General features: G+C 37.1%; 22 protein-coding genes and 1 other annotated feature. Of the genes, 11 read left to right on the top strand and 11 right to left on the bottom strand.

The genetic code is table 11. The annotated features are described in order from the left end of the window. Window positions 1-43: 43 nt before the first annotated feature. From ACLUJM_RS09235 to pepD, 10 genes are all read left to right on the top strand, one after another. Window positions 44-538 carry a hypothetical protein gene (locus ACLUJM_RS09235; RefSeq protein WP_316535878.1) on the top strand — a complete coding sequence of 165 codons (495 nt, stop codon included), beginning with the start codon at window positions 44-46 and terminating at the stop codon, window positions 536-538. A gap of 60 nt (window positions 539-598) precedes the next feature. After that, a complete protein-coding gene (locus tag ACLUJM_RS09230; RefSeq protein WP_412412710.1) occupies window positions 599-2,347 on the top strand; it encodes an ABC transporter ATP-binding protein in 1,749 nt (582 codons plus the stop codon). After that, window positions 2,325-4,061, top strand: a complete 1,737-nt coding sequence (locus tag ACLUJM_RS09225) for an ABC transporter ATP-binding protein (RefSeq protein WP_316535875.1) — start codon at window positions 2,325-2,327, stop codon at window positions 4,059-4,061. The genes ACLUJM_RS09230 and ACLUJM_RS09225 overlap by 23 nt, the downstream gene beginning before the upstream one ends. 1 nt (window position 4,062) lies before the next feature. Next, on the top strand, window positions 4,063-5,526 hold the full coding sequence (malQ, locus tag ACLUJM_RS09220) for a 4-alpha-glucanotransferase (RefSeq protein ID WP_412412709.1): 1,464 nt from the start codon (window positions 4,063-4,065) through the stop codon (window positions 5,524-5,526). Window positions 5,527-5,585: 59 nt separating this feature from the next. After that, complete coding sequence (thiD, locus tag ACLUJM_RS09215) at window positions 5,586-6,389, top strand: bifunctional hydroxymethylpyrimidine kinase/phosphomethylpyrimidine kinase (RefSeq protein WP_412412708.1); 804 nt, start codon at window positions 5,586-5,588, stop codon at window positions 6,387-6,389. After that, window positions 6,382-7,020 carry a thiamine phosphate synthase gene (gene thiE / locus ACLUJM_RS09210; RefSeq protein WP_412412707.1) on the top strand — a complete coding sequence of 213 codons (639 nt, stop codon included), beginning with the start codon at window positions 6,382-6,384 and terminating at the stop codon, window positions 7,018-7,020. Before thiD ends, thiE begins: the two co-directional genes overlap by 8 nt. Window positions 7,021-7,367: 347 nt before the next feature. After that, entirely contained in the window at window positions 7,368-7,868 is a 501-nt protein-coding gene (locus ACLUJM_RS09205) for a DNA-deoxyinosine glycosylase (RefSeq protein ID WP_412412706.1), read from the top strand. Between the two features lie 96 nt (window positions 7,869-7,964). Further along, window positions 7,965-9,218, top strand: a complete 1,254-nt coding sequence (locus ACLUJM_RS09200; protein WP_412412705.1) for a serine dehydratase subunit alpha family protein — start codon at window positions 7,965-7,967, stop codon at window positions 9,216-9,218. Between the two features lie 230 nt (window positions 9,219-9,448). Next, complete coding sequence (locus ACLUJM_RS09195) at window positions 9,449-10,660, top strand: DUF819 domain-containing protein (RefSeq protein ID WP_412412704.1); 1,212 nt, start codon at window positions 9,449-9,451, stop codon at window positions 10,658-10,660. A gap of 83 nt (window positions 10,661-10,743) precedes the next feature. Beyond that, window positions 10,744-12,159, top strand: a complete 1,416-nt coding sequence (gene pepD, locus ACLUJM_RS09190; protein WP_412412703.1) for a beta-Ala-His dipeptidase — start codon at window positions 10,744-10,746, stop codon at window positions 12,157-12,159. A 722-nt stretch (window positions 12,160-12,881) separates the two neighbouring features. Here the strand turns inward: pepD and ACLUJM_RS09185 are convergent. From ACLUJM_RS09185 to ACLUJM_RS09135, 11 genes are all read right to left on the bottom strand, one after another. After that, window positions 12,882-14,045, bottom strand: a complete 1,164-nt coding sequence (locus tag ACLUJM_RS09185; RefSeq protein ID WP_412412702.1) for a pyridoxal phosphate-dependent aminotransferase — start codon at window positions 14,043-14,045, stop codon at window positions 12,882-12,884. 1 nt (window position 14,046) lies between these two features. Continuing rightward, a complete protein-coding gene (locus tag ACLUJM_RS09180) occupies window positions 14,047-15,402 on the bottom strand; it encodes a phenylacetate--CoA ligase family protein (RefSeq protein WP_412412701.1) in 1,356 nt (451 codons plus the stop codon). Then, the gene (locus ACLUJM_RS09175) at window positions 15,395-16,288 is read right to left on the bottom strand and encodes a thiamine pyrophosphate-dependent enzyme (protein WP_412412700.1); all 894 of its coding nucleotides are present in this window, start codon (window positions 16,286-16,288) and stop codon (window positions 15,395-15,397) included. The genes ACLUJM_RS09180 and ACLUJM_RS09175 overlap by 8 nt, the downstream gene beginning before the upstream one ends. Beyond that, window positions 16,281-17,426 (bottom strand): pyruvate ferredoxin oxidoreductase, encoded by a 1,146-nt coding sequence (porA, locus tag ACLUJM_RS09170; protein ID WP_412412699.1) that lies wholly within the window; start codon window positions 17,424-17,426, stop codon window positions 16,281-16,283. The genes ACLUJM_RS09175 and porA overlap by 8 nt, the downstream gene beginning before the upstream one ends. Further along, window positions 17,423-17,716 (bottom strand): 4Fe-4S binding protein, encoded by a 294-nt coding sequence (locus ACLUJM_RS09165; RefSeq protein ID WP_412412698.1) that lies wholly within the window; start codon window positions 17,714-17,716, stop codon window positions 17,423-17,425. Before ACLUJM_RS09165 ends, porA begins: the two co-directional genes overlap by 4 nt. Beyond that, window positions 17,697-18,233 carry a 2-oxoacid:acceptor oxidoreductase family protein gene (locus tag ACLUJM_RS09160; protein ID WP_412412697.1) on the bottom strand — a complete coding sequence of 179 codons (537 nt, stop codon included), beginning with the start codon at window positions 18,231-18,233 and terminating at the stop codon, window positions 17,697-17,699. Before ACLUJM_RS09160 ends, ACLUJM_RS09165 begins: the two co-directional genes overlap by 20 nt. Window positions 18,234-18,284: 51 nt before the next feature. Next, window positions 18,285-18,510, bottom strand: a binding site (T-box leader). A 96-nt stretch (window positions 18,511-18,606) separates the two neighbouring features. Further along, window positions 18,607-18,906 carry a DUF5960 family protein gene (locus tag ACLUJM_RS09155; protein WP_225560308.1) on the bottom strand — a complete coding sequence of 100 codons (300 nt, stop codon included), beginning with the start codon at window positions 18,904-18,906 and terminating at the stop codon, window positions 18,607-18,609. Window positions 18,907-18,908: 2 nt separating this feature from the next. Continuing rightward, a complete protein-coding gene (locus tag ACLUJM_RS09150; protein WP_110058382.1) occupies window positions 18,909-19,244 on the bottom strand; it encodes a hypothetical protein in 336 nt (111 codons plus the stop codon). After that, window positions 19,234-20,652: a Y-family DNA polymerase gene (locus tag ACLUJM_RS09145; protein ID WP_412412696.1), complete on the bottom strand. Its 1,419-nt coding sequence runs from the start codon at window positions 20,650-20,652 to the stop codon at window positions 19,234-19,236. The genes ACLUJM_RS09150 and ACLUJM_RS09145 overlap by 11 nt, the downstream gene beginning before the upstream one ends. Window positions 20,653-20,662: 10 nt before the next feature. Beyond that, window positions 20,663-21,205, bottom strand: a complete 543-nt coding sequence (locus tag ACLUJM_RS09140; RefSeq protein WP_278726541.1) for an ImmA/IrrE family metallo-endopeptidase — start codon at window positions 21,203-21,205, stop codon at window positions 20,663-20,665. Between the two features lie 4 nt (window positions 21,206-21,209). Further along, entirely contained in the window at window positions 21,210-21,614 is a 405-nt protein-coding gene (locus tag ACLUJM_RS09135; RefSeq protein ID WP_002834946.1) for a helix-turn-helix domain-containing protein, read from the bottom strand. Window positions 21,615-21,794: 180 nt separating this feature from the next. On the opposite strand from ACLUJM_RS09135, the gene ACLUJM_RS09130 reads away from it, so the two are divergent. Beyond that, window positions 21,795-21,920 (top strand): LDCC motif putative metal-binding protein, encoded by a 126-nt coding sequence (locus ACLUJM_RS09130; RefSeq protein ID WP_002834945.1) that lies wholly within the window; start codon window positions 21,795-21,797, stop codon window positions 21,918-21,920. The last annotated feature ends 29 nt before the right edge of the window (window positions 21,921-21,949 follow it).

The following is a 21,949-nucleotide window of genomic DNA, read 5'->3' as shown; positions in this document are numbered from 1 at the left end:
ATATTTAGTATAGAGAATTTTTAGAGAGAAGGAGGTCTGAATAATGAGCATTAAAATTAATAATGAAGTAGTTGAAATGATGCTATATTTCTGGCAATCAGCGTCAGAAGGTCAAAAGGTTGCTGAATCTTTTATTATTGATGTGGCTAATAGAGACGAAATGAAATTAATATACAATGACAAATTTGATGAGGAAGCTGTAAGAAGAGTTTTGTCATCTATTACAAACAAAGAGCTTTTGAATGGTGGAAGTCCTGAAGAAAAAAGATTCTGGAACAACAACATGTGGATGATGGAAGATATGGGTGTGGTTGAAGCCATGGTTGACCCTATCAAACATCTAAACCTTGATGATGTTGAAACAAACAAGAAGGAATTGATTTTCGTTCCAGGTCATGTTGATGAATACTATGATTTGGGAGACAAATTAGTTGTGAACTTCTTCAAGGTATCTGTGGATATTTTTGGTGGCACAGGTGCTGTAACTATGGATGGAGAAGATTTCAGAGAACACATCATTAAATTATTGCAAAAATAGAATTTGCTATTGGGGCTCTTTATGAGCCCTATTTTTTATTGCAAAAGTAAAGGAGTAAATATGTTAGGAAGGTATAAGTGGTTTATAAATTATTATAAGAAAAGCTACATAATCGCAATTATCGCACTTATTTTTGATTATGCTTTCAAGTTGATTTTGCCGTACATGATTGGTAATGTGGCGGACAATATTTTCAATAAGAATGTGACAGCTGAAAACTTGAAGATTAATTTGGGGATTTGTCTGGTTGCAAGTGTGTTGTGTTATGTGGTTAGCGTTGTGTGGAATTTGAATGTGTTCAGGGGCGATGACACGATTAGGTATTTGGTGACTACAAGATTGTACGACAAGTATTTGAAGCAATCGCCGGAGTTTTTCGAGAAGAATTCCACGGGGTCTTTGATGGGGAAGGCTACAAATGATCCGTACGCATTGGGAGATTTTGCGGGATATGGTCTGATGAGTTTGTTTGATTCGACTTTTTATCCTATTTTGATAGTTATCGTTATGATTGTGACGACGGATTTTAGGTTGACTTTGTTGAGCGTTCTTCCACTTCCAATTTTGGTTGTTGTTAGTAACAAAATCGGCAATAAATTGAATACGACTTTTGAAGAGTCGCAAAAATCGTTTGACAAGATGAACGATCAGACTTTGGAAACTGTAAGTGGTGTGCGTGTGGTTCGTGCAAATAATTTGAAGGATTTTCAAAGAAAGAAGTTCCAAGACAGGGCAGATGATTTGTACGAAAAAAACATGGCGACTGCAAAATTAATCGCATGGTATGGCCCAATCCAAAAGCCGATTGAGGTTATGACTTATGTTCTTGCGATTTCTTACGGTACTTATTTGATACGAACTGGCAGCATTACTGTGGGAAGACTTATGAGTTTTATGTTTTATTTGAATTTGTTGATTTGGCCGATGATTGGCATGGGCGATTTCATTAGCGTGAAGAAGCAAGCCGATGCGAGTATGGACAGAATTCAAGAGGTGTGGGATTACAAGGAAGACATTGTGAATAAACCTGATGCTGTTGATTTGAAGAAAAATCCTACGATTGAGTTTAGGAATTTGTCATTCAAGTATCCGAGTTCGAAGGAGAATGTTCTCAGTGATATCAATTTCTTAATTACACCTGGAAAAACTTTGGGCGTTTTGGGGAAAACTGGAAGTGGCAAGACTACTTTGTTGAAGCAATTTCTTAGATTTTACGATGTAGAAGATGGAGAAATACTTCTGAATGACAAAAACTTGACCGATTATACTATCGAATCAGTCAGAGAAAGAATGGGATATGTTCCACAAAACCACATGATTTTTTCGAAGACTATTGGTGAAAATATCAAGCTTACAAACAAGGATGCAACGGATGAAGAATTGATGGAAGCTATACGAATGAGCGATTTTGAGAAGGATTTGGATAAGCTTGTGAATGGAGCGGATACGTTGTGTGGAGAAAAGGGGATTAGTTTGTCGGGCGGTCAAAAACAAAGGATTGCGTTGTCGAGGGCTTTGATAAAGAATCCGGATATTTTGATTATGGACGACTGCATGAGTGCTGTGGATGGAACAACGGAGAAGAACATTTTGGATAATTTCAGAATGATTCGCTCCGGCAAGACGAATATCATCGCAACTCACAGGATTAGCCAGGTGAAGGATGCAGATGAGATTATCGTTCTTGAAAACGGCAGAATAGTTGAAAGAGGGACTCACGACTCTTTGATGAAACAAGATGGTTGGTACAAGGAGCAATATTTGAGACAGACAGTGGAGAGTGCTTATGAGAAAGAGTGTGACGAATAGAATTATAAAATACTCCCTAAACGAGAAGAAAAACTTGACGATAGGGATGGTGTTTACGGTGTTGATGACTGTGTTCGAGATTATCGGGCCGATTATATTGGCGTATATCATCAACAATTTACTTACAGGAGAAAAACTTGTATACAATATTAGAAAATTAGCGCTTGTGTTGTGCTTGTATGCGGCGGTTTTCTTCGTGGATTCGTTGTGGAAGTACAATTCTACGGTGTATTTGGAGAAAACTGCGAACAAAATCGCACGCAGGATGCAGATGGATGTGTACGATCACATTCAAAAAATGCCGATATCTTTTTACGATAATTTACCAGCTGGAAAAGTAGTCAGCAGAATTACAAACGACACGAAAACTGTGAAGAGTTTCTACCAAATGGTGTTGGCACAGCTTATGGTAAGCGTAATCGTGAGTATTTTTATGATTGCTATGGTGCTTATAACTGACACGAAAATCGGGATTATTGTGTGCCTATTTTTCCCAATTATGTTTTATATTTTTAAGAAATTTTTGCAAAAATCACGCTTTGCATTTACAAACATGAGAAAATACATCAGCGAAGAGAATGCGAAAATCAACGAGACTATCAATAACATCGAGATAATCAAGGCGTATAATTTGGAAGATGATTTCAGTAAGGATTACGAAACTTCTGCGAAAAATGTCTACGATTACGGGTATATGGTGACGAGGGCTTACGGTACGATGAGCTACAATGTGTCGCAGCTTCTCAGAAACTTTGCGACGATTACGATACTTGGAATTTACGCGTACAATGTTTTGACTGGAAATACTGATGTAAAATTGGGGAGCATGTATTTGACGATGGAATACACTTCGAGAACTTTCTTGTACATCAGTAACTGCGTGGAAAGAATGGGCTCGTTGGAGCAATCGTTCAGTGCAGCAGAGCATGTGTTTGAATTGTTGGACACTGAGGTTGAACAGTTTCCAGAACGAGAAATCGGCGACATCAAGGGTGATGTTAAGTTTGAAAATGTTGATTTCTCGTATATTGAAAACGAACCTGTGCTTAAAGATTTGTCGCTTGATATAAAAAGCGGAGAAAGTGTTGCATTTGTAGGATTTACTGGAAGTGGCAAGACTACGATAATCAATTTGCTTTTAGGATTTTACAAGCCACAAAAAGGTACAATTAAAATCGATGGCAAGAACTTCAACGACTACAGCGTGGATTCTATCAGAAAGAATATTTCCTTGGTGCCACAAGATCCTGTGCTTTTTATGGGAGATGTTAGGAGTAACATCAGGCTCGACAAGGATTTTACAGATGAGGAAGTCGAGAAGGCATTGAGGGATATCGGTGCTGACAGGTTGATAGATTTCAGAAATGGTCTTGATGAGGAAGTCAAGGACAATGGGGCAAGTTTCTCCGCTGGTGAAAAACAACTTATTGCATTTGCGAGAAGTTACATCACCAATCCGAAGATTTTGATTTTGGACGAGGCGACGGCAAACATCGACACGCAAACGGAATCTGTGATTCAATACGCAATCGACAAATTGAAACAAAACAGGACTACATTTATAATTGCGCACAGATTGTCTACGATTAAAAACGTGGATTGCATTTACGTGTTGGACAAGGGTGTTATTGTGGAAAAAGGAACGCACGAAGAATTGTTGGCGAATGGCAAGATTTACACGAGAATGTATCGTGAACAAAATAAGAAGGGCTAATATGAGTGATAAGAGAAAAGCGGGGATTTTGTGTCCTGTGTTCAGTTTGAGTTCTAAATATGGAATAGGAAGTTTCGGGGAGAGTGCATACGAGTTTGTGAGGTTTTTGAAGAAATCGAAGCAGACTTATTGGCAAATATTGCCGCTTGTTCCGATAAGTTCTGATGGCAACAGTCCGTATTTGTCGCCGTCAACTTTTGCTGGAAATTACATGTACATCGACGTTGACAAGTTAATTGACGATGGTTTGCTGTTGGAGAGTGATGTTCGTGGATACAAATTCGAAGACGATTTTGTGGATTACGATTATGTGGCAAAAGCAAAGGATGAGATTTTACGAAAAGCTTTTGAAAACAACAAGGTTTTGAAGATAATAGACACAGAAAATTTTAGTGAGCGTGAACTTGTTCGTGGATTTTGTTTGTTTGAGGCATTGAAAAAGTATTTTAGTGGCAAATCTTGGTTGGAATTTCCAGATGATATAAAATACTGCAAGAAGAAAAGCGTCGATTATTACGAAAAATTGTTGGCTTCTGAGATTGAATACAATGCGTTCGTTCAGGCTTTGTTTTACAAGCAGTATTTCGAATTGAAAAATTACGCGAATGATTTGGGGATAAAAATATTTGGCGATTTGCCGATTTATGTATCGAAGGAAAGCAGCGATATGTGGCAAAATCCAGAAATGTTTGTGGTGAACGAGGATTTGTCACCAAAGCTTGTTGCAGGAGTTCCTCCGGACAGATTTTCTGAAACTGGGCAATATTGGGGAAATCCTGTGTATGATTGGGATTGTTGTGAGAAAACTGGATTTGATTGGTGGTTGAAAAGGTTGAAGCATAATTTGAAAATGTACGATGTGCTTCGTCTGGATCATTTTAGAGGATTTGAAGCTTTTTGGGCGATTGATACATCGGAAAACACTGCTGAAAACGGACACTGGATTAAGGCAAAGGGCAAGGAGTTTTTTGAGATTTTGAAAAAAGAAAACTTGATTGACAGGATTGTTGCTGAGGATTTGGGTTTGATTACTGATGATGTTATAAATCTGCGCGATAGATTTTCCTTCAAGGGTATGAAGGTGATGCAGTTTGCGTTTGATGTGAATGAGGAATCGGACTATTTGCCGCACAATGTGGGCGAAACCACAGTGTATTACACTGGAACTCACGACAATCAAACGCTTAGGGGATTTGTAAATAGCAGAGGTTCTGATGAACTTGATTACATCGAGAATTATGTGAACTCAAGAGATGTGGAATTGTCGATGATAAAAGCAGCGTACATGACTAATTCTTGTTTGTGTATGTGTCAGATGCAGGATTTTTTGGGGCTTGATGATAATTATAGGACGAACACTCCGAATACTTTGGGGAATTGGAAGTGGAGACTTAAAAAAGAATGGCTTACTGATGAGCTTTCCGATAAAATATCTGCGATTACAAAACTCTACAACAGAGATTAGTTGAAGTAAAATGATTATAGGTATATAATTTAATTTACAGCAAATTATTAGGAGGAGTTATGAAAAAAGTTCTTACGATTGCAGGTTCTGATTGTTCAGGCGGAGCAGGAATTCAAGCGGATATCAAGACTATGTCGGCACACGGGGTGTATGCGATGAGCGTTATTGTTTCGGTGGTCGCAGAGAATACTTTTGAGGTGGTGTCGATTGAGGATTTGCCCGATACGATTATAAGGGATCAGATTGATTGTATTTATAATGATATGGGAACTGACGCTGTGAAGATCGGGATGTTATCGAACAAGAGGATTATGAGTTGTGTTAGGGACAAATTATTGGAGTACAAACCAGAAAATGTGGTGTTGGATCCTGTGATGTACGCTAAGCACGGCGCTTGTTTGATGCAAGAAGATGCGATTAATTTGTTGATTGAGGATTTGATTCCTTTGTGCACTTGCATAACTCCGAATATTCCAGAGGCTGAAAGAATTACGGGTATCAAAATCGAAGATGTAGACGATATGAAAAAGGCAGCTGTGATTATTCACGATATGGGAGCAAAATATGTTCTTGTAAAGGGCGGTCATCATGTGGGAGATGCTATCGATATTTTGTATGATGGCGAGGATTTCCACGAATTTGTGACTGAAAAGATTGACACGAAGAACACTCATGGAACGGGCTGCACGCTTTCAAGTGCTATCGCTAGTAATTTGGCGCTTGGAAAATCTATTGATGATGCTGTGAAACTCAGCAAGGATTATATAACCAATGCTATCAAACATGATTTGCACATTGGCAAGGGAAATGGACCTACAAATCATTTCTACAAGTTTTTTAAAGGAGAGTTGGAAAATGAATAAGAAATTTAACTTAGGGTTGAACTTGGTTACGAACAAACAAACTCTCAAAGGAAGGGATTTGTCGGAAACTATTGAGATTGCACTGAAAAATGGTGCAGATTCTGTTAGACTTAGAGAAAAAAACATGGATACTAGAAGTATCATGCGTGAAGCTTTTAAGATAAAAGAGATTACTCAAAGTATGGGCAAACTTTTGATTGTGAACGACAGGGTTGATATTGCGAAGGCTTGCGACATTGACGGGGTGCATTTGGGTCAAAAGGATATGCCGATTAAATACGCGAGGGAGATTCTTGGCAACGACAAGATTATCGGAATTAGTTGTCACACGTTGGAACAAGCGTTGGAGGCACAAGAAGCTGGCGCAGATTACATCGGTGTGGGGGCTATTTTCCCTACGTTCACTGGCGATGATTTCGTGAGAGTTTCCATCGACACGTTGAAGGAGATTTCTGAAAAAATCCACATTCCAATCACAGCGATTGGTGGAATTAACAAAAACAATATTAAAATGATTTTCGACTGCGATGTGGACTCTGTGTCACTGACATCGGCGATTTTCTCAACGGGAGATGTCGCAGCATCAACACAAGAGTTGAAACAAAAATTCGATATGATTTTGAGTAGATAACGAGGGGTGCGAAGGCACCTCTTTTTTGATGCGGGGAAATGAGGAATAGTTTCATAGCAAGAGAATTGCTGACGGTAGTTTCAAAAAATACGAAAATAGACACCGATACGAACGAATATCTAGACTACGAAAATAAATAAATTCTAAGCTTGTGAATCTAAAATCGCATGAATTTATACTTATTTTCTCCGTATGATATTCTTAGCAAAACTGATAATCTACTTTTGTTTCACAGGAATACGAAACTATAAAACTCCGAGCCCAAAACCACAACAAGGGTTTCACACCAACGGGAACGGAGGTGCTTTGTGTTGTTGTGATATAATCAAGAGAGATAGGGGGATTTTATGAAGGGAAATTATGAGACTATTGTCCATCCGTTAAAACCTCTTTACGATGAGAATTCCAAGATTTTGATTTTGGGTTCTTTTCCGTCGGTGAAGACTAGGGAGTACGGGTTTTTCTACGGTCATCCACAAAACAGGTTTTGGAAGTTGATGGAAAGGCTTTTCGATGTGGATTTGGATGTGAGTATTGAGGAGAGGAAGAGGTTTTTGTTGGAGCATAATATTGCTGTGTACGATTCGATTTATCAGTGCGATATTATTGGTTCATCAGATTCTAGTATCAAAAATGTGGTGCCTTCTAATTTGAAAGAGATTGTGGATTGTGCAGATATTAATCATGTTTTTTGCAATGGTACGGCTTCTTTTAAGTGTTTTGAGAGATATCACAAAAAGAATTTAGGGGTGGAAGCTACGAAGCTTCCTTCGACATCACCTGCAAATGCTAGATACAGGTTGGATGATTTGGAAAAAGAATGGAAGGTTATTTTGGAGTATTTGTAAGAGTTTGAAATCATTTACAATAATGTATTTCTGGTGTTATAATGGTTAATGTATGGAAGAAATTGTTATAAAATTATTTTTTATTGAGGAGTACAAATGAAGAATTACACTGAATTATTAAAATCTGAATTAATTATGGCGTTGGGATGTACTGAACCGATTTCTATTGCGTTGGCAGCGGCTAAGGCTAGGGAAGTTTTGGGAAGTATTCCATGTAAAATTGAGGTTATGTGTTCAGGAAACATCATCAAAAATGTTAAGGGAGTTACTGTTCCTAACACTAATGGTATGAAGGGCGTGGAAGCTGCGACTGCTATTGGTACTGTTGCTGGCGATTCTTGTCTTGGACTTGAGGTTTTGTCAAAGGTTACAGAAGATGACATCAAGGCTGCGAAGGATTTGTTGGAAAAAGACATCATCACTGTTAGCTTAAAAGAAGGCGTTGAAAACCTAGATATAGAAATCGTAGCAGAGGACGACAATGAAAATACTGTGGATGTTGAAATCAAAAACAAACACACAAATATCGTGAAGGTTACTAAAAACGACGAAATAATACATATTGATAATTGCTACACTCACACACCAGAATACGAAAATTACGACGAACTTTCAGTGAAAGATATTTTTGAATACGCAAACAATGTTAACTTAGATGAGGTAAAGGATTTGTTGGAAAAACAAATTACTTTAAATTCTGAAATTTCCGATGAAGGATTGACTGGAAAATGGGGAGTTGCAATGGGCAAGATTTTGATAGACGAAGATGAATCTATCAGAACGAAAGCTAAGGCAAGAGCTGCAGCAGGATCAGATGCACGTATGAGTGGCTGTTCACTACCAGTTGTAATAAACGCGGGAAGTGGAAACCAAGGCATAACTTGCACGATGCCACTTGTTGTATTTGCAAATGAAAAAAATTACGACAGAGAAACATTGTATCGTGGACTTTTGATTACGAACTTGACAGCACTTCACATCAAGAGATTTATAGGTAGACTTTCAGCATTTTGTGGAGTTACATCCGCAGGAGTTGCAGCAGGAGCTGGAATTTGCTACATGGAAACAAAGGATTTGGATTTGATTGAAAAAACAATAGGAAATGCGTTGATGATTGCATCGGGTATGATTTGTGACGGTGCGAAACCATCCTGTGCTGCAAAAATCGCAACAGCTGTAGATGCAGGAATTTCAGGATATTATTTGGCGAAAAATAACAGAAACTTCGAACCTGGAGATGGTTTGTTAAAAGACAATATCGAAGAAACTATCAGAAGCATTGGTTACGTTGCTAAGGAAGGTATGAAAGAAACGGATATTATTGTACTTAACACAATGATTCAAAAATAATTTTGAAGGCGTTAGTAAATCTAATGCCTTTTTTTATTTGTGCGAACAAAAACATTTTCATATTTAACACAAAAATGATTTGATTTTAACGCTAAATTACAATGAGAATACCAGTTTAAAAGCAAGTAAATTACTTGTGATTTTATTTATAAATTTTAAGAAAACACTTGCATAATTTATTTATTGGTATTATAATTTAATTAAATAAAATATTTTGAAGGAGGATTCTTATGGGATCATTTATTAGTGCCGAAAGTACGTGGATACTTTGGGCTGTGTTGGCATCATGTGCTGCTCTTGCAATATATTTGGAACAAAAATATACTTGGGCAAGTAAGGTTACAGGATGTATTTTGGCTTTGACTTTTACTTTAATTTTGTCAAACCTTAAAATTATTCCTACAGAAGCGCCTGTTTACGAAGCTGTATGGGATTATGTAGTTCCTTTGGCTGTACCAATGTTGTTATTTAACGCTGATATCAAAAAAATTGGTAGAGATTCAGGAAGAGTTTTAATTATTTATTTATTCAGTGGTATTGGAACTGTTCTAGGTGGATTTGTTGCATACTTTGCTTTGAAGAATGCAATTCCTGCTTTGAACGATATCGTTCCAATGTTTGTGGGTACTTATACTGGTGGTTCAGTAAACTTCGTTGCAATGAGTCAACAATACAAGGTTCCTGGAGCAACTGTATCAGCTGCATTAGTTGCAGATAACTTACTTATGGCTTTATATTTCTTCACATTGATGGCACTTCCAACAATGGCTGTTATCAAAAAACATTACAAGATGCCACTTGTTAACGCTTTGGAAGAACAATCAGAATCTGACAAGGAAGCTAATAAAACTATGGCTGCAAAATATTGGGGAGCAAAAGAAATTTCTCTTAAAGACATTGCTTTCACAGTTGCATTATCATTTGTTATCGTAGCCATTTCTGACAAATTAGCCACTGTTTTCGGAAACTTATTCTCAGGCGAAGGAGCTGGAAGTGCAATTTTAGGTGGATTATTGGGAAATAAATACTTGTTAATGACTACATTTACTATGATACTTGCATCAGTATTCCCTAAACAAATTTCATCAATCAGAGGTAGCCAAGAAATTGGTACTTTCTTAATTTATTTGTTCTTCGCAGTTATTGGTGCTCCAGCATCAATAGGATTGATATTGAGAGAATCTCCATTGTTATTAGTATTCGCATTAATCGTTGTATTAATCAACTTAATAGTTTCATTGATATTTGGAAAACTTTTCAAATTCAATATCGAAGAAATCATTATCGCATCAAATGCGAATGTCGGTGGACCAACTACTGCAGCAGCAATGGCTGTATCAAAAGGTTGGACAGAACTTATCGTTCCTGCACTTCTGGTAGGTACGTTAGGTTATGTAATTGGTAACTACTACGGTATTCTTTCGGGAATATTGTTACATTAATTTAGAAATTTGAACACATTCTTTGGGTTAATCTCAAAGAATGTGTTTGTTTGAAGAGTAATTTGAACAGAAAAGGAGAAAATATGTTAGAAAATTTAAAACCAGAAAGAGTGTTTCATTATTTTGAAGAATTGACTAAAATTCCTAGAGAATCTGGAAATGAACAAGCAGTGAGTGATTTCTTATACAAGACTGGAAAAGATTTGGGACTTGAAACTATTCAAGACGAAAGCAACAACATTATAATCAGAAAGCCAGCTCATCCAGATTATGTGGATCATCCTTCAGTTGTAATTCAAGGTCACATGGATATGGTCGCAGAAAAAGCTGACGGAGTTGACCACGACTTTTTGACAGATCCTATTCCACTAGTTGTAGATGGCGATTGGGTTAAAACAGAAGGCACTACTTTGGGGGCAGATGATGGTATTGCAAGTGCGATTGGTCTTGCGATTATGGAAGACAAGGAAGCTAAGCATCCAGCGCTTGAATTGTTGGTTACAACTAATGAAGAAACTACAATGGTCGGTGCGAGAGCTTTGAAGAGAGAAAATATCAAAGGTAGAAAACTTTTGAATATTGACGCTGAAGTAGAAGGAATTTTGTTGTCTGGTTGTTCTGGTGGACACAATATAATTGGTACGAAAAAACTAAATTACGTGGACAATAAAATGAAAAACACATTTGTTATGAACATCAATAATATGCTCGGTGGTCACTCAGGAATGGAAATTCACCAACAAAGAGGTAACTCCATCAAATTTGTACGTGAAGCTTTGAAGTTAATCGAAGAAAAATCACCTGTAGCACTTGTTAGTATAGAAGGTGGAACAAAACACAACGCTATTCCAAGAGATGCGAAGGTTGTGTTCAGTTCTAACGAAGACGATTACGATGTTGATTTTTCTGATTTAATTGCAAAATATCCATTGGATAAAGATATGAGAGTTAAGATTGAAAAATGCGAAAACGCAGACAAAGTATTGGATGAAAAAGATAAGGAAGATATCTTATCTTTCATCGGAGAGGTCCCTCACGGAGTGTACAGCATGATGAAGGAATACCCAGATATCGTTGAATGTTCCAACAACTTGGCAATATTTGAAATCAAAGATGATGTGTTGAAAGTAACTATTTCTCTTAGAAGTTCAAACCCAGAAACTTTCGATGCACACACTGAAGATGTGTCAAAAGTTTACGAAAAATATGGATTTGAAGTTAAGAAGGAAGATTATTACAAACCATGGGCATTCGCAAAAGACTCTGAGCTTAGAAACTTAGCACTAGAAACATACAAAGACTTGTTCGGAAAAGAAATGAAAGTCGAAGTGGTTCATGCAGCATTGGAACCAGCAGTATTCATAGATACTTTCCCAGACATGGAAATGATATCCATTGGACCTACTATGAAAGACGTTCACAGTCCTAAGGAAAGACTTTCAATTGAATCTACACAAAGAACTTACGAATTTGTGAAATCACTTCTAGAAAGACTTTAGTTTTTGACATAGTAAATCACAGAGAAAAACTGTGATAAACAAACCCTTATGCATAGAAATCGACGATTTTGTTGTCGTGTGCATAAGGGTTTTTGTGTTTACCATATCTGTCACGTGTAGATGTACAGCGGTTTTGTATTCTGTGAAACAAAAGTAGATTACCAGCTTTGCTAAGAATGCATTTAAATAAACCAAAAACATCGTAAACAAGCGAATCATTCGGAAAAAATTGTTTTAAATTCAAGCGAAGTGAATCGTTAAAAAATCGCACTGTCTGAGCGTCAGCGAGTTTGCGATTTTAGATTCACAAGCTTAGAATTTATCAATTTTTGTAGACAGATGAGCGGTTTACGAGTTTTCGTGTTTTATTGTCCCTGTCATGTGTCTACGTCCTGTGATTATTCTTTTCAGTGAAATATTTTTTTATGCATTGAAATAAAAGTAGATTACCAGATTTGCTAAGAATATCATACGGAGAAAATTTAGCTGATTTCAAATCGAAAAAATCCGTCTAAAATTTGACCGCGTAAGCGAAGCGTGCTTCAAATTTTAGGATTTTGAGATTTAGAAATCACAAATTTTCGTAGTCTAGATATTCGTGCAAACTGGTTTTCTACTTTCCTTTGTCTTGAAACTACTTTTTATTTCACGACATAGCAAAACCGCAACTAATGTCGCGGTCATTGCTTAGGAGTATTTATTTGAAATTAGGTAGATTTATTTTAGTCAACCAACAAATCGTTGATTTTTCGAAGTCGATTGATGGCCTCAATCAATGTGTCATCGTTTTTGGCGAAATGGAATCTAACATAATCGTTGTTATCGTCTTTGAAAAACGATGAACCAGGTACTGGTGTTACGCCGATTTTTTGAGACAATTCTACGCAGAAATCATAGTCTGATTTGCGTTTGAACTTGGATATGTCGACCATCACGAAGTAGGTTCCTTGTGGAGAGTAGAAGTCTAGTCCGATTTCTTTTAATCCGTTAAGAAAAATATCTCTTTTGTGAGTGTATTTTTCTTGCAGCTTTTCGTAGTATTCGTCACCAAAATTAAGTCCAACTATCGCTGCTTCTTGTAATGGGGCTGCTGCTCCGACTGTAAGAAAATCGTGCACTGATTTGATTGCTTGTGTGATTTCTTTGTTTGCGATTGTGTAGCCAAGTCTCCAACCTGTAATTGAGTATGTTTTTGACAGAGATGTCGTGGTGATGGTTCTGTCTTTCATTTTCGGTAATGACGCAAAATATGTGTGCACGTATGGTTTGTAGACTATGTGTTCGTACACTTCATCTGTCACTACGTATGTGTCGTATTTTTCTGCAAAATCTGCTATTATTTGTAATTCTTCTCTGGTGAATACTTTTCCAGATGGGTTAGAGGGATTGCAGAGGATGATGGCTTTCGGATTTTGTTTGAATGCATTTTTCAATTCGTTTATGTCAAAATTAAAATTTGGAGGGTTTAATTTTACGAATATTGGACTTGCCCCCGACAAAATCGCGTCGGCTTTGTAGTTTTCATAAAATGGAGAGAATATGATAACTTTGTCGCCGGGATTGGTGATTGCCATCATGCTCGCCATCATTGCCTCTGTACCACCGCATGTTACAACGACGTTTTCATCAGGATTTGTGGTGCTTCCTGTGAGTTTTTCGTGTTTTTTTGCGATGGCTTCTCTCAAATTTTTCGCCCCACAAGTTATGGAATATTGATGAGGGCCTATCAGAGAAATTTCTTGTAATCTGTTTAATATTTCAATTGGCGGATCAAATTCTGGGAATCCTTGCGCCAAATTGATTGAATTGTATTTGTTGGCGACAAGTGTCATTTTTCTGATGACAGATTCGGTGAAACTTGTCGCTCTATTTGATAAGTTTTTCATTTTATTGTCTTTCGTCTATAACTCTGTTTGCTTTGTGAGTTTGTCTTGGAAGATATCCGTCTTCGTGGATGATGATTTCGTGAGGTTTCACACCAAGTCTAACTTTCAATTCTTTCCATATATTTTCTCTCAAAGCTTCTACATCTGTGATGTCGTCGTTTTTCTCAACTTCAACAGAATAAGCTGTGCTGAGGTTTTTGTCGAAGATTCTGATTCTGTATTCTCCAGTGATTCCTTCGACTTGTCTGATTGCGTGTTCCACATCTGAAGGAAATACGTTCACTCCAGATACTATGAACATGTCGTCTAATCTTCCTTGTATGTAAATCCTTGTAGATGTTCTGCCGCATTTGCATCTTTGTTTGTTTACATAGCCGATGTCTCCAGTTCTAAATCTAATCATTGGTCTTGCTTGTTTTCTCAAAGATGTGAAGACCAATTCTCCAACTTCACCTTCTGGTAGAACTTTTCCAGTTTCAGGATCGATTACTTCAACTAAGATTTGATCCTCAGCGATGTGAAGTCCATCTTTTTGTTCACACATTGCAGCACACGCTCCGAAGATATCGCTTAATCCGTAGAAATCATACAAATCAGCGTCCCACAATTCTTCGATTTTTTCTCTTGTTGCATTGATGGATCCACCAGGTTCTCCTGCAACGATTATTTTCTTCAACGATAATTCTTTTGGATCGTAGCCGTGTTTCTTTGCAGTTTCACCCAAATACCACGCATAAGATGGAGTCGTCCAGATTATAGTTGGTTTGTAATTTACAATTATGTTCAATAATTTTTCAGATGGAATAGTTCCTGCCCAAATACAAAGTGCGCCGACATTTTGTGCTCCGATTACATCAGGACCTCCGACAAATAATGAGAAGTTGAGTGCGTGAACGTATCGGTCTTGCTTTCTCATTCCGATTTGGTAGAAAAATCTGGATTCTACGTTTTGGAATTCGTCTAGGTCTTGTTGTGTGAATGGAGAAATCGTAGGAACTCCTGTTGATCCAGAAGATGCGGAGATGAACACTACTTCGTCTTCACTTGTACATGCCATTTGTCCAAGAAAACTTCCTTTGTGTTGTGTGTCACGTTCTGTTTTTTTGTTGATAAATGGATAGTTTGCGAGTTCTTCAAGTGATGAAAATTCGTATGGGTCTAACAAATTTTCGTCGAAGCTTTTTCTGTAGTATTCTGAATTTTCGTAAGCGTGGATTAATATGTTTTTCAATTCATGTAATTGTAGTTTTTCGATTTCTTCACGGCTTAGTGTTTCTAATTCTTCTTCCCAGTATTTTGATGTTCTTAAACTTTCTAATTTTTCTTTTGTAATTTCTTTGATGTTGTTTCTAATCATGATAGCTCCTCCTAAGTTTGTTTTCGTAATTTTTGATTGTGTTTTCTTCTATCAAATCTATTTCTTCATCTGTCAAATGTTTGTATCTTCGCTGTTTTCTTATATAATCGTGAACTGTTTTTCTATTTTTGATTTCTTTGATTGAATATTTTCCATTTTCGTATTCTTCTAATGGGAACATGCAATTGTCCACGATTTCTTTTGCCAAATCAATCGTATCGTCTGTATTTGTGCCCCAACCGACTGGACAAGGGGAGAGGACGTGAATGTATTTGGTTCCACGGATTTTGGATGCTTTCTCAACTTTGTCGATGTAATCTTGAATGTAGCCGACTGATGCAGTAGCCGCATAAGATATGTCATGAGCTGCGATTATATCGAAAATATTTTTCTTGTTGCGAGTATTTCCGTGGATGTTTTTCCCTGCAGGTGTGGTAGTTGTCGATGAGCCAAATGGTGTCAAGGACGATTTTTGAATTCCTGTGTTCATGTAGGCTTCGTTGTCGTAGCAAATGTAGATTACATCGTCACCGCGGTCGATTGCAGCGGATAATGTCTGAAATCCAATGTCTGCTGTAGCACCATCTCCTGCAAATCCAACAATTTGCAAATCTTCAATTCCCAAAGCCTTCGCCCCTTCGTAAATTCCAGAAAGCATGGAGCCTGTTCCAGCGAACGTCGAAATAATCGAGTTGTTCTTGAAAGCTAATTGCGGGAAATTAAATCCAACTGCCGACATGCAACCTGCTGGAAGAACTGAAATTGCTCTTTCTCCGAGAACTTTCAAAGCGATTCTAACTGCAAGGGCTGCGCCACAACCGGAACATGCCTTGTGTCCGTAAAAATATTCATCTTGTGTAATTGTTCGTTTGTTTATGTTACTCATAGCACTTCGCTCCTATAAAATTAAGTTCTTCGCCATTTTGTTTAAATTTTTGGAAAATCTCTTTGATGTTATCTCGTGTGATATTTCGTCCTCCAAGTCCTCCCACGAAGTTTTGTGAATCGATGTCTGTGACTGATTTTACATTAGTGTAGACTGTACCGAAATGTCCGAATGAAATATCTTTTTCCAAAACTCCAATTCTTTTCGCGTTTTGAAGTTCATTTCTCAATTTTTCTGTTGGAAAAGGTCTGATATATCTTAGTTTCAAGTATCCGACTTTTTCTCCTTGTTCTCTGAGTTCGTCGACTACACTTCTGATTAATCCCGAGATTGATCCGATAGAAATCAAAACGTAATCTGCATCTTCAACTTTATAGGAATCAATCACACCACCGTGGTCTCTGTTGAAAATCTTTTTGAATTTCGCTCTGGATTCTTCGATTATTTCCAACGAATCCATAACTGCTTTGTTTTCTCTGATTTTCCATTCCAAATTATCACTTGGTCCCACTGAAAACCCCAAATTTCTTGGATGATTGACGTCGAATTTGTTTTCTGTTTCAAATTTCGGTAAGAATTCATCCACATCATTAGCTTCAGGAACATCAACAGGTTCGTAAGTGTGTGTGAGGTCGAATCCGTCCAAGTTAATCATCACTGGAGTGGAGACTTTCTTGTGCTCAGCTATGTAATAAGCTTCAATCACTGTATCCAAAGCTTCTTGTGCATCTTCCACGTACACTTGAATCCAACCACTATCAAGTTGCGACAATGAATCACGTTGGTCTCCAAAAATATTCCAAGGAAGTGCAGTTGAACGATTCGCATTTACCATAACGATTGGGAATTTGCCGCCAGCAGCGTAGGGAAGACATTCCGCCATGTACAACAGTCCTTGTGAGCTTGTCGCTGTGAAAGTCCTCGCACCGATTGCACTTGCACCAATTGCACAAGATAGAGCAGAGTGTTCACTTTCCACGTGCACAAATCTAGAATCAAGCTGTTTCTGTTCTACTATTTCCGATAATTTTTCAACCACTGTAGTTTGTGGAGTGATAGGGTACGCTGAGATTACGTTTGGTTTCGATAATCTAACGCCTTCTGCTACAGCTTCATTTCCCGATAAAAATCTTCTCATTTTATTTTCCTTTCTATCGCATCGAAACTGCAAATCTTCTGGCAAATTCCACAACCTTTGCAAAAATCTTGATTTATACTAACGTATGAGTCTTGTTTTTCAATCGTTCCATCCGGACAATACAAGTAACATTCCAAGCAGTTTTTGCATTTGTCCTTGTCAACGAAATAATCAAAACTTCGGTACGAATCGTTGGTAACTGTAAGAAAACCCGCTTCGTAATATGTTCCCAAAGGATAATCTTCTATTTTTTCAAATCCATTGAACTGTTTAAGCTCTGGTCTTTTCATTTTCATTCACCTCTTTCAAAACTTCTTCGAATAATTCTACATTTTTGTCCACAACTGATGGCGACAAATTATCTTTGAAACTTTCTACAATGCTCTTTTTGTCGATTACATTGAATTTAGAAAACAACGCCCCAATCATTGCAGTATTTGTAATCGGCTTATGTAAAATATCCAGTGCGATTTTGGTCGCATCGACAGAAATCACATTTTTTTCTTCAAATTTTTTGGAAGAATTGATGAATACAGTGCAATCTGTAAGATTTTTTAATTCGTCGATATCAAACAGCGATTCATCGAGTATAACCAAATAATCTGGGTTTTGTACTTGCGTTCTGTCTTCGATTTTTTTCGTATCTATTTTTGTAAAAGCACTCACTGGAGCGCCTCTTCTTTCAGGACCAAACGTTGGGAAAGCCAACGAGTACAAGTTGTCTTGTTTTACACATGCATTTCCAATTATTTTAGATGCAGTGAATGCTCCTTGTCCACCTCTTCCTCTAAAAGTTATCTCAATCATAATCTCCTCCTAATTTTTATAATAAAAAAAGCCCTTTCTATTATTTCTAATAGAAAGGGCGAAATATCCGCGGTACCACCTTTTTTGTGTATGTAAAAATACACCACTTCAAGCTCCATCAAGCTCTAACTCATGATAACGGAAGTCGCCGTACAGTCCTAATATCGAACTGTCCCCTCAAAGACCATGTTCACCATAACATCAATTTGCTCCTCTCACCAAATAGAGCTTCTCTGTAAAATCTATTTATGACTACTCTTCTTTTCTGTAGGTTTGATTTTTAATCATTATACATTCGTAAAAAAATATTGTCAAGCTTTTTTTGAAAAATTTATAAAACAATAAAATATTACATTCAAATTTAACAATTATCTTATAAATCTTTAAGTTCCGATTGCGCTTTGTGGCAGATGTATTCAAAAAGAATTATGGATTTGTTTTCTTTTGCGAAATTTTTCCTGAAGATAAAATAGTGGTCGCGATTATCCTTGCAGTTTTTCGCGTTTATCCTGAAATAATCATTTTTTGTAGACACCATGTGTTCTAAAATGTCGTCTGTCAAGAATGTAAGTGGCACGTTGATGTTTGCGTATTTGTAAAAATCTTTTTCAAAAGCTATGAAATTGTCCGAAAAATAATCGAATTGAAAAGTATTTTTGTGTAATGTATTCATAATTACTCCATCAAATTAATGTTCAAAATATTGTCGAATTTTATCTCTATCATTTGACCGTCGCTTTCAAAATATATCTTGTCTTCGAAAAAATCGTAGATTGTCCCTACGTATGATTTGTTGTTGTGGGTGAAGATTTCGACTGTGAAATCATTCAGAAAAGCTTGGCTTATAAGTAAAAGCAAACTACTCGCACCCAACGATTGAACGCTGACATTTTCAGTCATCGAATGTAGTGCTGTTGTGTGTTCTGACAGGAAAAATCCCATCCATTTCGCCATTTTTCTGTCGCAATATTCCCTAGCTGATTTGTAGGGAAGATAATTTCTAATAATCATAAGTGCCGTCCATTCCGCCGCAGTGGCCTCCAATTAGTTTGCTTCGTTCGATAACACGTGATCCTTCCATAAGAGATGTCGCTTTTTGAATGGAAGTGAATCCGTATTTGTCTCTGATTTCATCGATTGCAGATTCCAAATTTTTCTGTTTTTCTATTTTCTCAATGTCTTCGAAAAGTGAAAATGATATGCACGCTTCGTCCACCAAATTTTCATAACTTACGCCAAGTCTTCTCACAGATCCTCCCTGATATTTCTTGTGAAACAAATCCATAACATGAGCTGTTAGCTCTGCTGTTGATTGGGAAGGGGAGATGGTTTTTTGTGCGTGGATGGATTTTTTGTTTTCCTTGTAGGAATATCCAACATAAATTGATACCACAGTCGCTTTCTTTCTAATTCGTCGAATTCTTATAGCAACTTGTTCTGCGATTTCTTTGAGAACTATTTCGATTTCACTTTTCTTGGAGTAATCTTTGGGAAGAACTTGTGAATTGCCCAGTCCCTTGGATTTTCCTTTGTAAGGTTGTGTGACTTTGGATTCATCTACGCCGTTCGCGTGAAACCACAACTGCACGCCCATAATTCCGAATTCTCGTTTCAAAATATCTGGATTGGAATTTGCGAGATCTCTCACCGAAAAAATACACAATTTATTCAGCCTTCGCTTCATTCTTTCACCGATTCCCCAAAAATCTGTTAAATCAGGAATACTCCACACTTTTTCTTCTACATCTTCGTAAGACCAATTTGCCCTCATATTCACAGTTTTCTTCGCTTCGTTGTCCAGTGCAAGCTTAGCTAACAGAGGATTGGAATTACTCATTCCAACAGTAGAATACAAACCAGTTTTGTTTCTGATTTCGTTTTGAATCCTAGAAGATATCAAATCCAACTTGTCCTTGCGAGATATTGTTTTATCGGGGATAAAATAGTTCAAGCTAGTTGTCAAATCGATAAACCCCTCGTCGATAGAGTAGGGAAGAATCTCGTCTTTCGATGCGTAATTCATGAAAATCTTCTGGATTTTCAAATTCTCCTCAATGTATAAAGCCATTCTTGGAGGAACGATGACGGTATTTTTTGCCCACGTTTCGATGTAACTGATATATGAATCAGTTATTGGTAAATTCTGTCTGAGAGCTGATTGGAAGTTAAACTTCTTATCGTGGACGTGAAAAGGCAAATCAAAAGCCCTACCGACATTCTTCTTTCCAAAAACTTTCTTGAAAGTAGGAGAGCTTGCAAGAATTAGCCCACTTGCATTGTCGGAATTACTCATGACGCAAAGAGAAGTTGTCAAGGGATTCAGATTTCTCTTGACGCATTCAACGCTTGCATAAAAACTTTTGATATCCACAAAAGCAATATCAGATTTTGGCTCCAAAGAGTAATCTATAAGTCCCATAACAACCTCCTTACTCGTCATCCAACGGACTGTAATCTTCCAAAAAAGTCGATTTTGGATTTTCAATATAGCAAATATCTGTGGGAAACTTGTTCAGCTTCACCATCTCAGATATTTTCAAATTCAACAAATTAATATCCACACCTAATTTGTACGCCATAGTCTTGTCGTCAGTGTACTCGCGCATAGTTTTAATCAAATCTTCATCAGAAATCAAAAGATGCGCCGCGAAAATATTTGCTTCATTTTCAAAAACATCAGTAGGATTGAACACCTTGTTCTCGTGAAAAGCGTGGCCATCAATGCAGTATTTCCTGTGGAGTTGGTCGTGGCCAATCTCGTGAGCTAGTACGATTTTTTTCAAACTTCCAATGTTGTTCGCAATCAAAATAACCCTATTTCTAAGAATTACCTGATACACTCCCAAAAGTTTGGACGGACTATCGATATAATGAAGCTTAATTCCCAACAAATCCAAAAGCTCCTCGGGATTTCTGGTGTGGTATTTTTCAACCAAACTATTTACCTTATCATATATCCATCTATTGTACATAAGACTACCTTTTATTCTTGTTTTTTCCGTATTTTTTATTCTCTAATTTGGCTTCGTAATACGCCTCAGCAATCGCATTGAAAAGTTTGTCCTTGTCTTCTTCAGGAAGAGAACCTCCAGCAAAAAGCCCTGACAAATTATCCACCAAATTCTCCGCATCTTTTTTACCAGAATATCCGAATTTTTTAGCAGAATCCAGCACGAAATTATCTTCTACAGTCAACAAAAAATTGATGTCAACATTGAAAAATTCCGCAATTTTTTTGTACATATCTTGAGTGCGTGGACGAGTGCCTTTAGTTTCGTAGTTACTTATAGTCTTCAAAGTAACACCAAGCTTGTCCGCAAGTTCTGTCTGAGTAAGACCTCTGTCTTCTCTAAGTTGTTTTAATTTAGCACCAAAGCTCATTGATTTCCTCCATAAATAAAATTAGAAGTTCAAATTCAAAACATATGAACTGTAACTACTAATATTATAATTTAAACTTCTAATCACGTCAAATTTTTTGTGGAATTTGAAAATGAAACTCAATAGGTGTATAATAAAGATGTAAACAGTTGACATTGAAACTAAAAAGGTAGTGATTAAATGAAAATTTTTAGTAAAATAAAGAAAAATTTTGAAGAATTTCTAAAAAAATTGGGCAACGAAAACAAAAACACTTTCGGTGAAGAAAGATTGGACTGTTGCACAATGAATAAACAAGATAAATAGAACATCACAGATCGGATTTGATTATTCAA

The sequence above is a fragment of the Finegoldia sp. genome (genome assembly GCF_046991905.1).
Classification (GTDB): Bacteria; Bacillota; Clostridia; order Tissierellales; family Peptoniphilaceae; genus Finegoldia.
The sequence above is the reverse complement of the archived record's forward strand: the minus strand, read 5'-3'. Positions and strand labels throughout refer to the sequence as shown.

Bases quoted from the DNA above. Each gene is read 5' to 3' on its own strand.
- ACLUJM_RS09235 (WP_316535878.1), top strand. From the start codon at position 44: ATGAGCATTAAAATTAATAATGAAGTAGTTGAAATGATGCTATATTTC.
- ACLUJM_RS09230 (WP_412412710.1), top strand. From the start codon at position 599: ATGTTAGGAAGGTATAAGTGGTTTATAAATTATTATAAGAAAAGCTAC.
- ACLUJM_RS09225 (WP_316535875.1), top strand. From the start codon at position 2,325: ATGAGAAAGAGTGTGACGAATAGAATTATAAAATACTCCCTAAACGAG.
- malQ (WP_412412709.1), top strand. From the start codon at position 4,063: ATGAGTGATAAGAGAAAAGCGGGGATTTTGTGTCCTGTGTTCAGTTTG.
- thiD (WP_412412708.1), top strand. From the start codon at position 5,586: ATGAAAAAAGTTCTTACGATTGCAGGTTCTGATTGTTCAGGCGGAGCA.
- thiE (WP_412412707.1), top strand. From the start codon at position 6,382: ATGAATAAGAAATTTAACTTAGGGTTGAACTTGGTTACGAACAAACAA.
- ACLUJM_RS09205 (WP_412412706.1), top strand. From the start codon at position 7,368: ATGAAGGGAAATTATGAGACTATTGTCCATCCGTTAAAACCTCTTTAC.
- ACLUJM_RS09200 (WP_412412705.1), top strand. From the start codon at position 7,965: ATGAAGAATTACACTGAATTATTAAAATCTGAATTAATTATGGCGTTG.
- ACLUJM_RS09195 (WP_412412704.1), top strand. From the start codon at position 9,449: ATGGGATCATTTATTAGTGCCGAAAGTACGTGGATACTTTGGGCTGTG.
- pepD (WP_412412703.1), top strand. From the start codon at position 10,744: ATGTTAGAAAATTTAAAACCAGAAAGAGTGTTTCATTATTTTGAAGAA.
- ACLUJM_RS09185 (WP_412412702.1), bottom strand. From the start codon at position 14,045: ATGAAAAACTTATCAAATAGAGCGACAAGTTTCACCGAATCTGTCATC.
- ACLUJM_RS09180 (WP_412412701.1), bottom strand. From the start codon at position 15,402: ATGATTAGAAACAACATCAAAGAAATTACAAAAGAAAAATTAGAAAGT.
- ACLUJM_RS09175 (WP_412412700.1), bottom strand. From the start codon at position 16,288: ATGAGTAACATAAACAAACGAACAATTACACAAGATGAATATTTTTAC.
- porA (WP_412412699.1), bottom strand. From the start codon at position 17,426: ATGAGAAGATTTTTATCGGGAAATGAAGCTGTAGCAGAAGGCGTTAGA.
- ACLUJM_RS09165 (WP_412412698.1), bottom strand. From the start codon at position 17,716: ATGAAAAGACCAGAGCTTAAACAGTTCAATGGATTTGAAAAAATAGAA.
- ACLUJM_RS09160 (WP_412412697.1), bottom strand. From the start codon at position 18,233: ATGATTGAGATAACTTTTAGAGGAAGAGGTGGACAAGGAGCATTCACT.
- ACLUJM_RS09155 (WP_225560308.1), bottom strand. From the start codon at position 18,906: ATGAATACATTACACAAAAATACTTTTCAATTCGATTATTTTTCGGAC.
- ACLUJM_RS09150 (WP_110058382.1), bottom strand. From the start codon at position 19,244: ATGATTATTAGAAATTATCTTCCCTACAAATCAGCTAGGGAATATTGC.
- ACLUJM_RS09145 (WP_412412696.1), bottom strand. From the start codon at position 20,652: ATGGGACTTATAGATTACTCTTTGGAGCCAAAATCTGATATTGCTTTT.
- ACLUJM_RS09140 (WP_278726541.1), bottom strand. From the start codon at position 21,205: ATGTACAATAGATGGATATATGATAAGGTAAATAGTTTGGTTGAAAAA.
- ACLUJM_RS09135 (WP_002834946.1), bottom strand. From the start codon at position 21,614: ATGAGCTTTGGTGCTAAATTAAAACAACTTAGAGAAGACAGAGGTCTT.
- ACLUJM_RS09130 (WP_002834945.1), top strand. From the start codon at position 21,795: ATGAAAATTTTTAGTAAAATAAAGAAAAATTTTGAAGAATTTCTAAAA.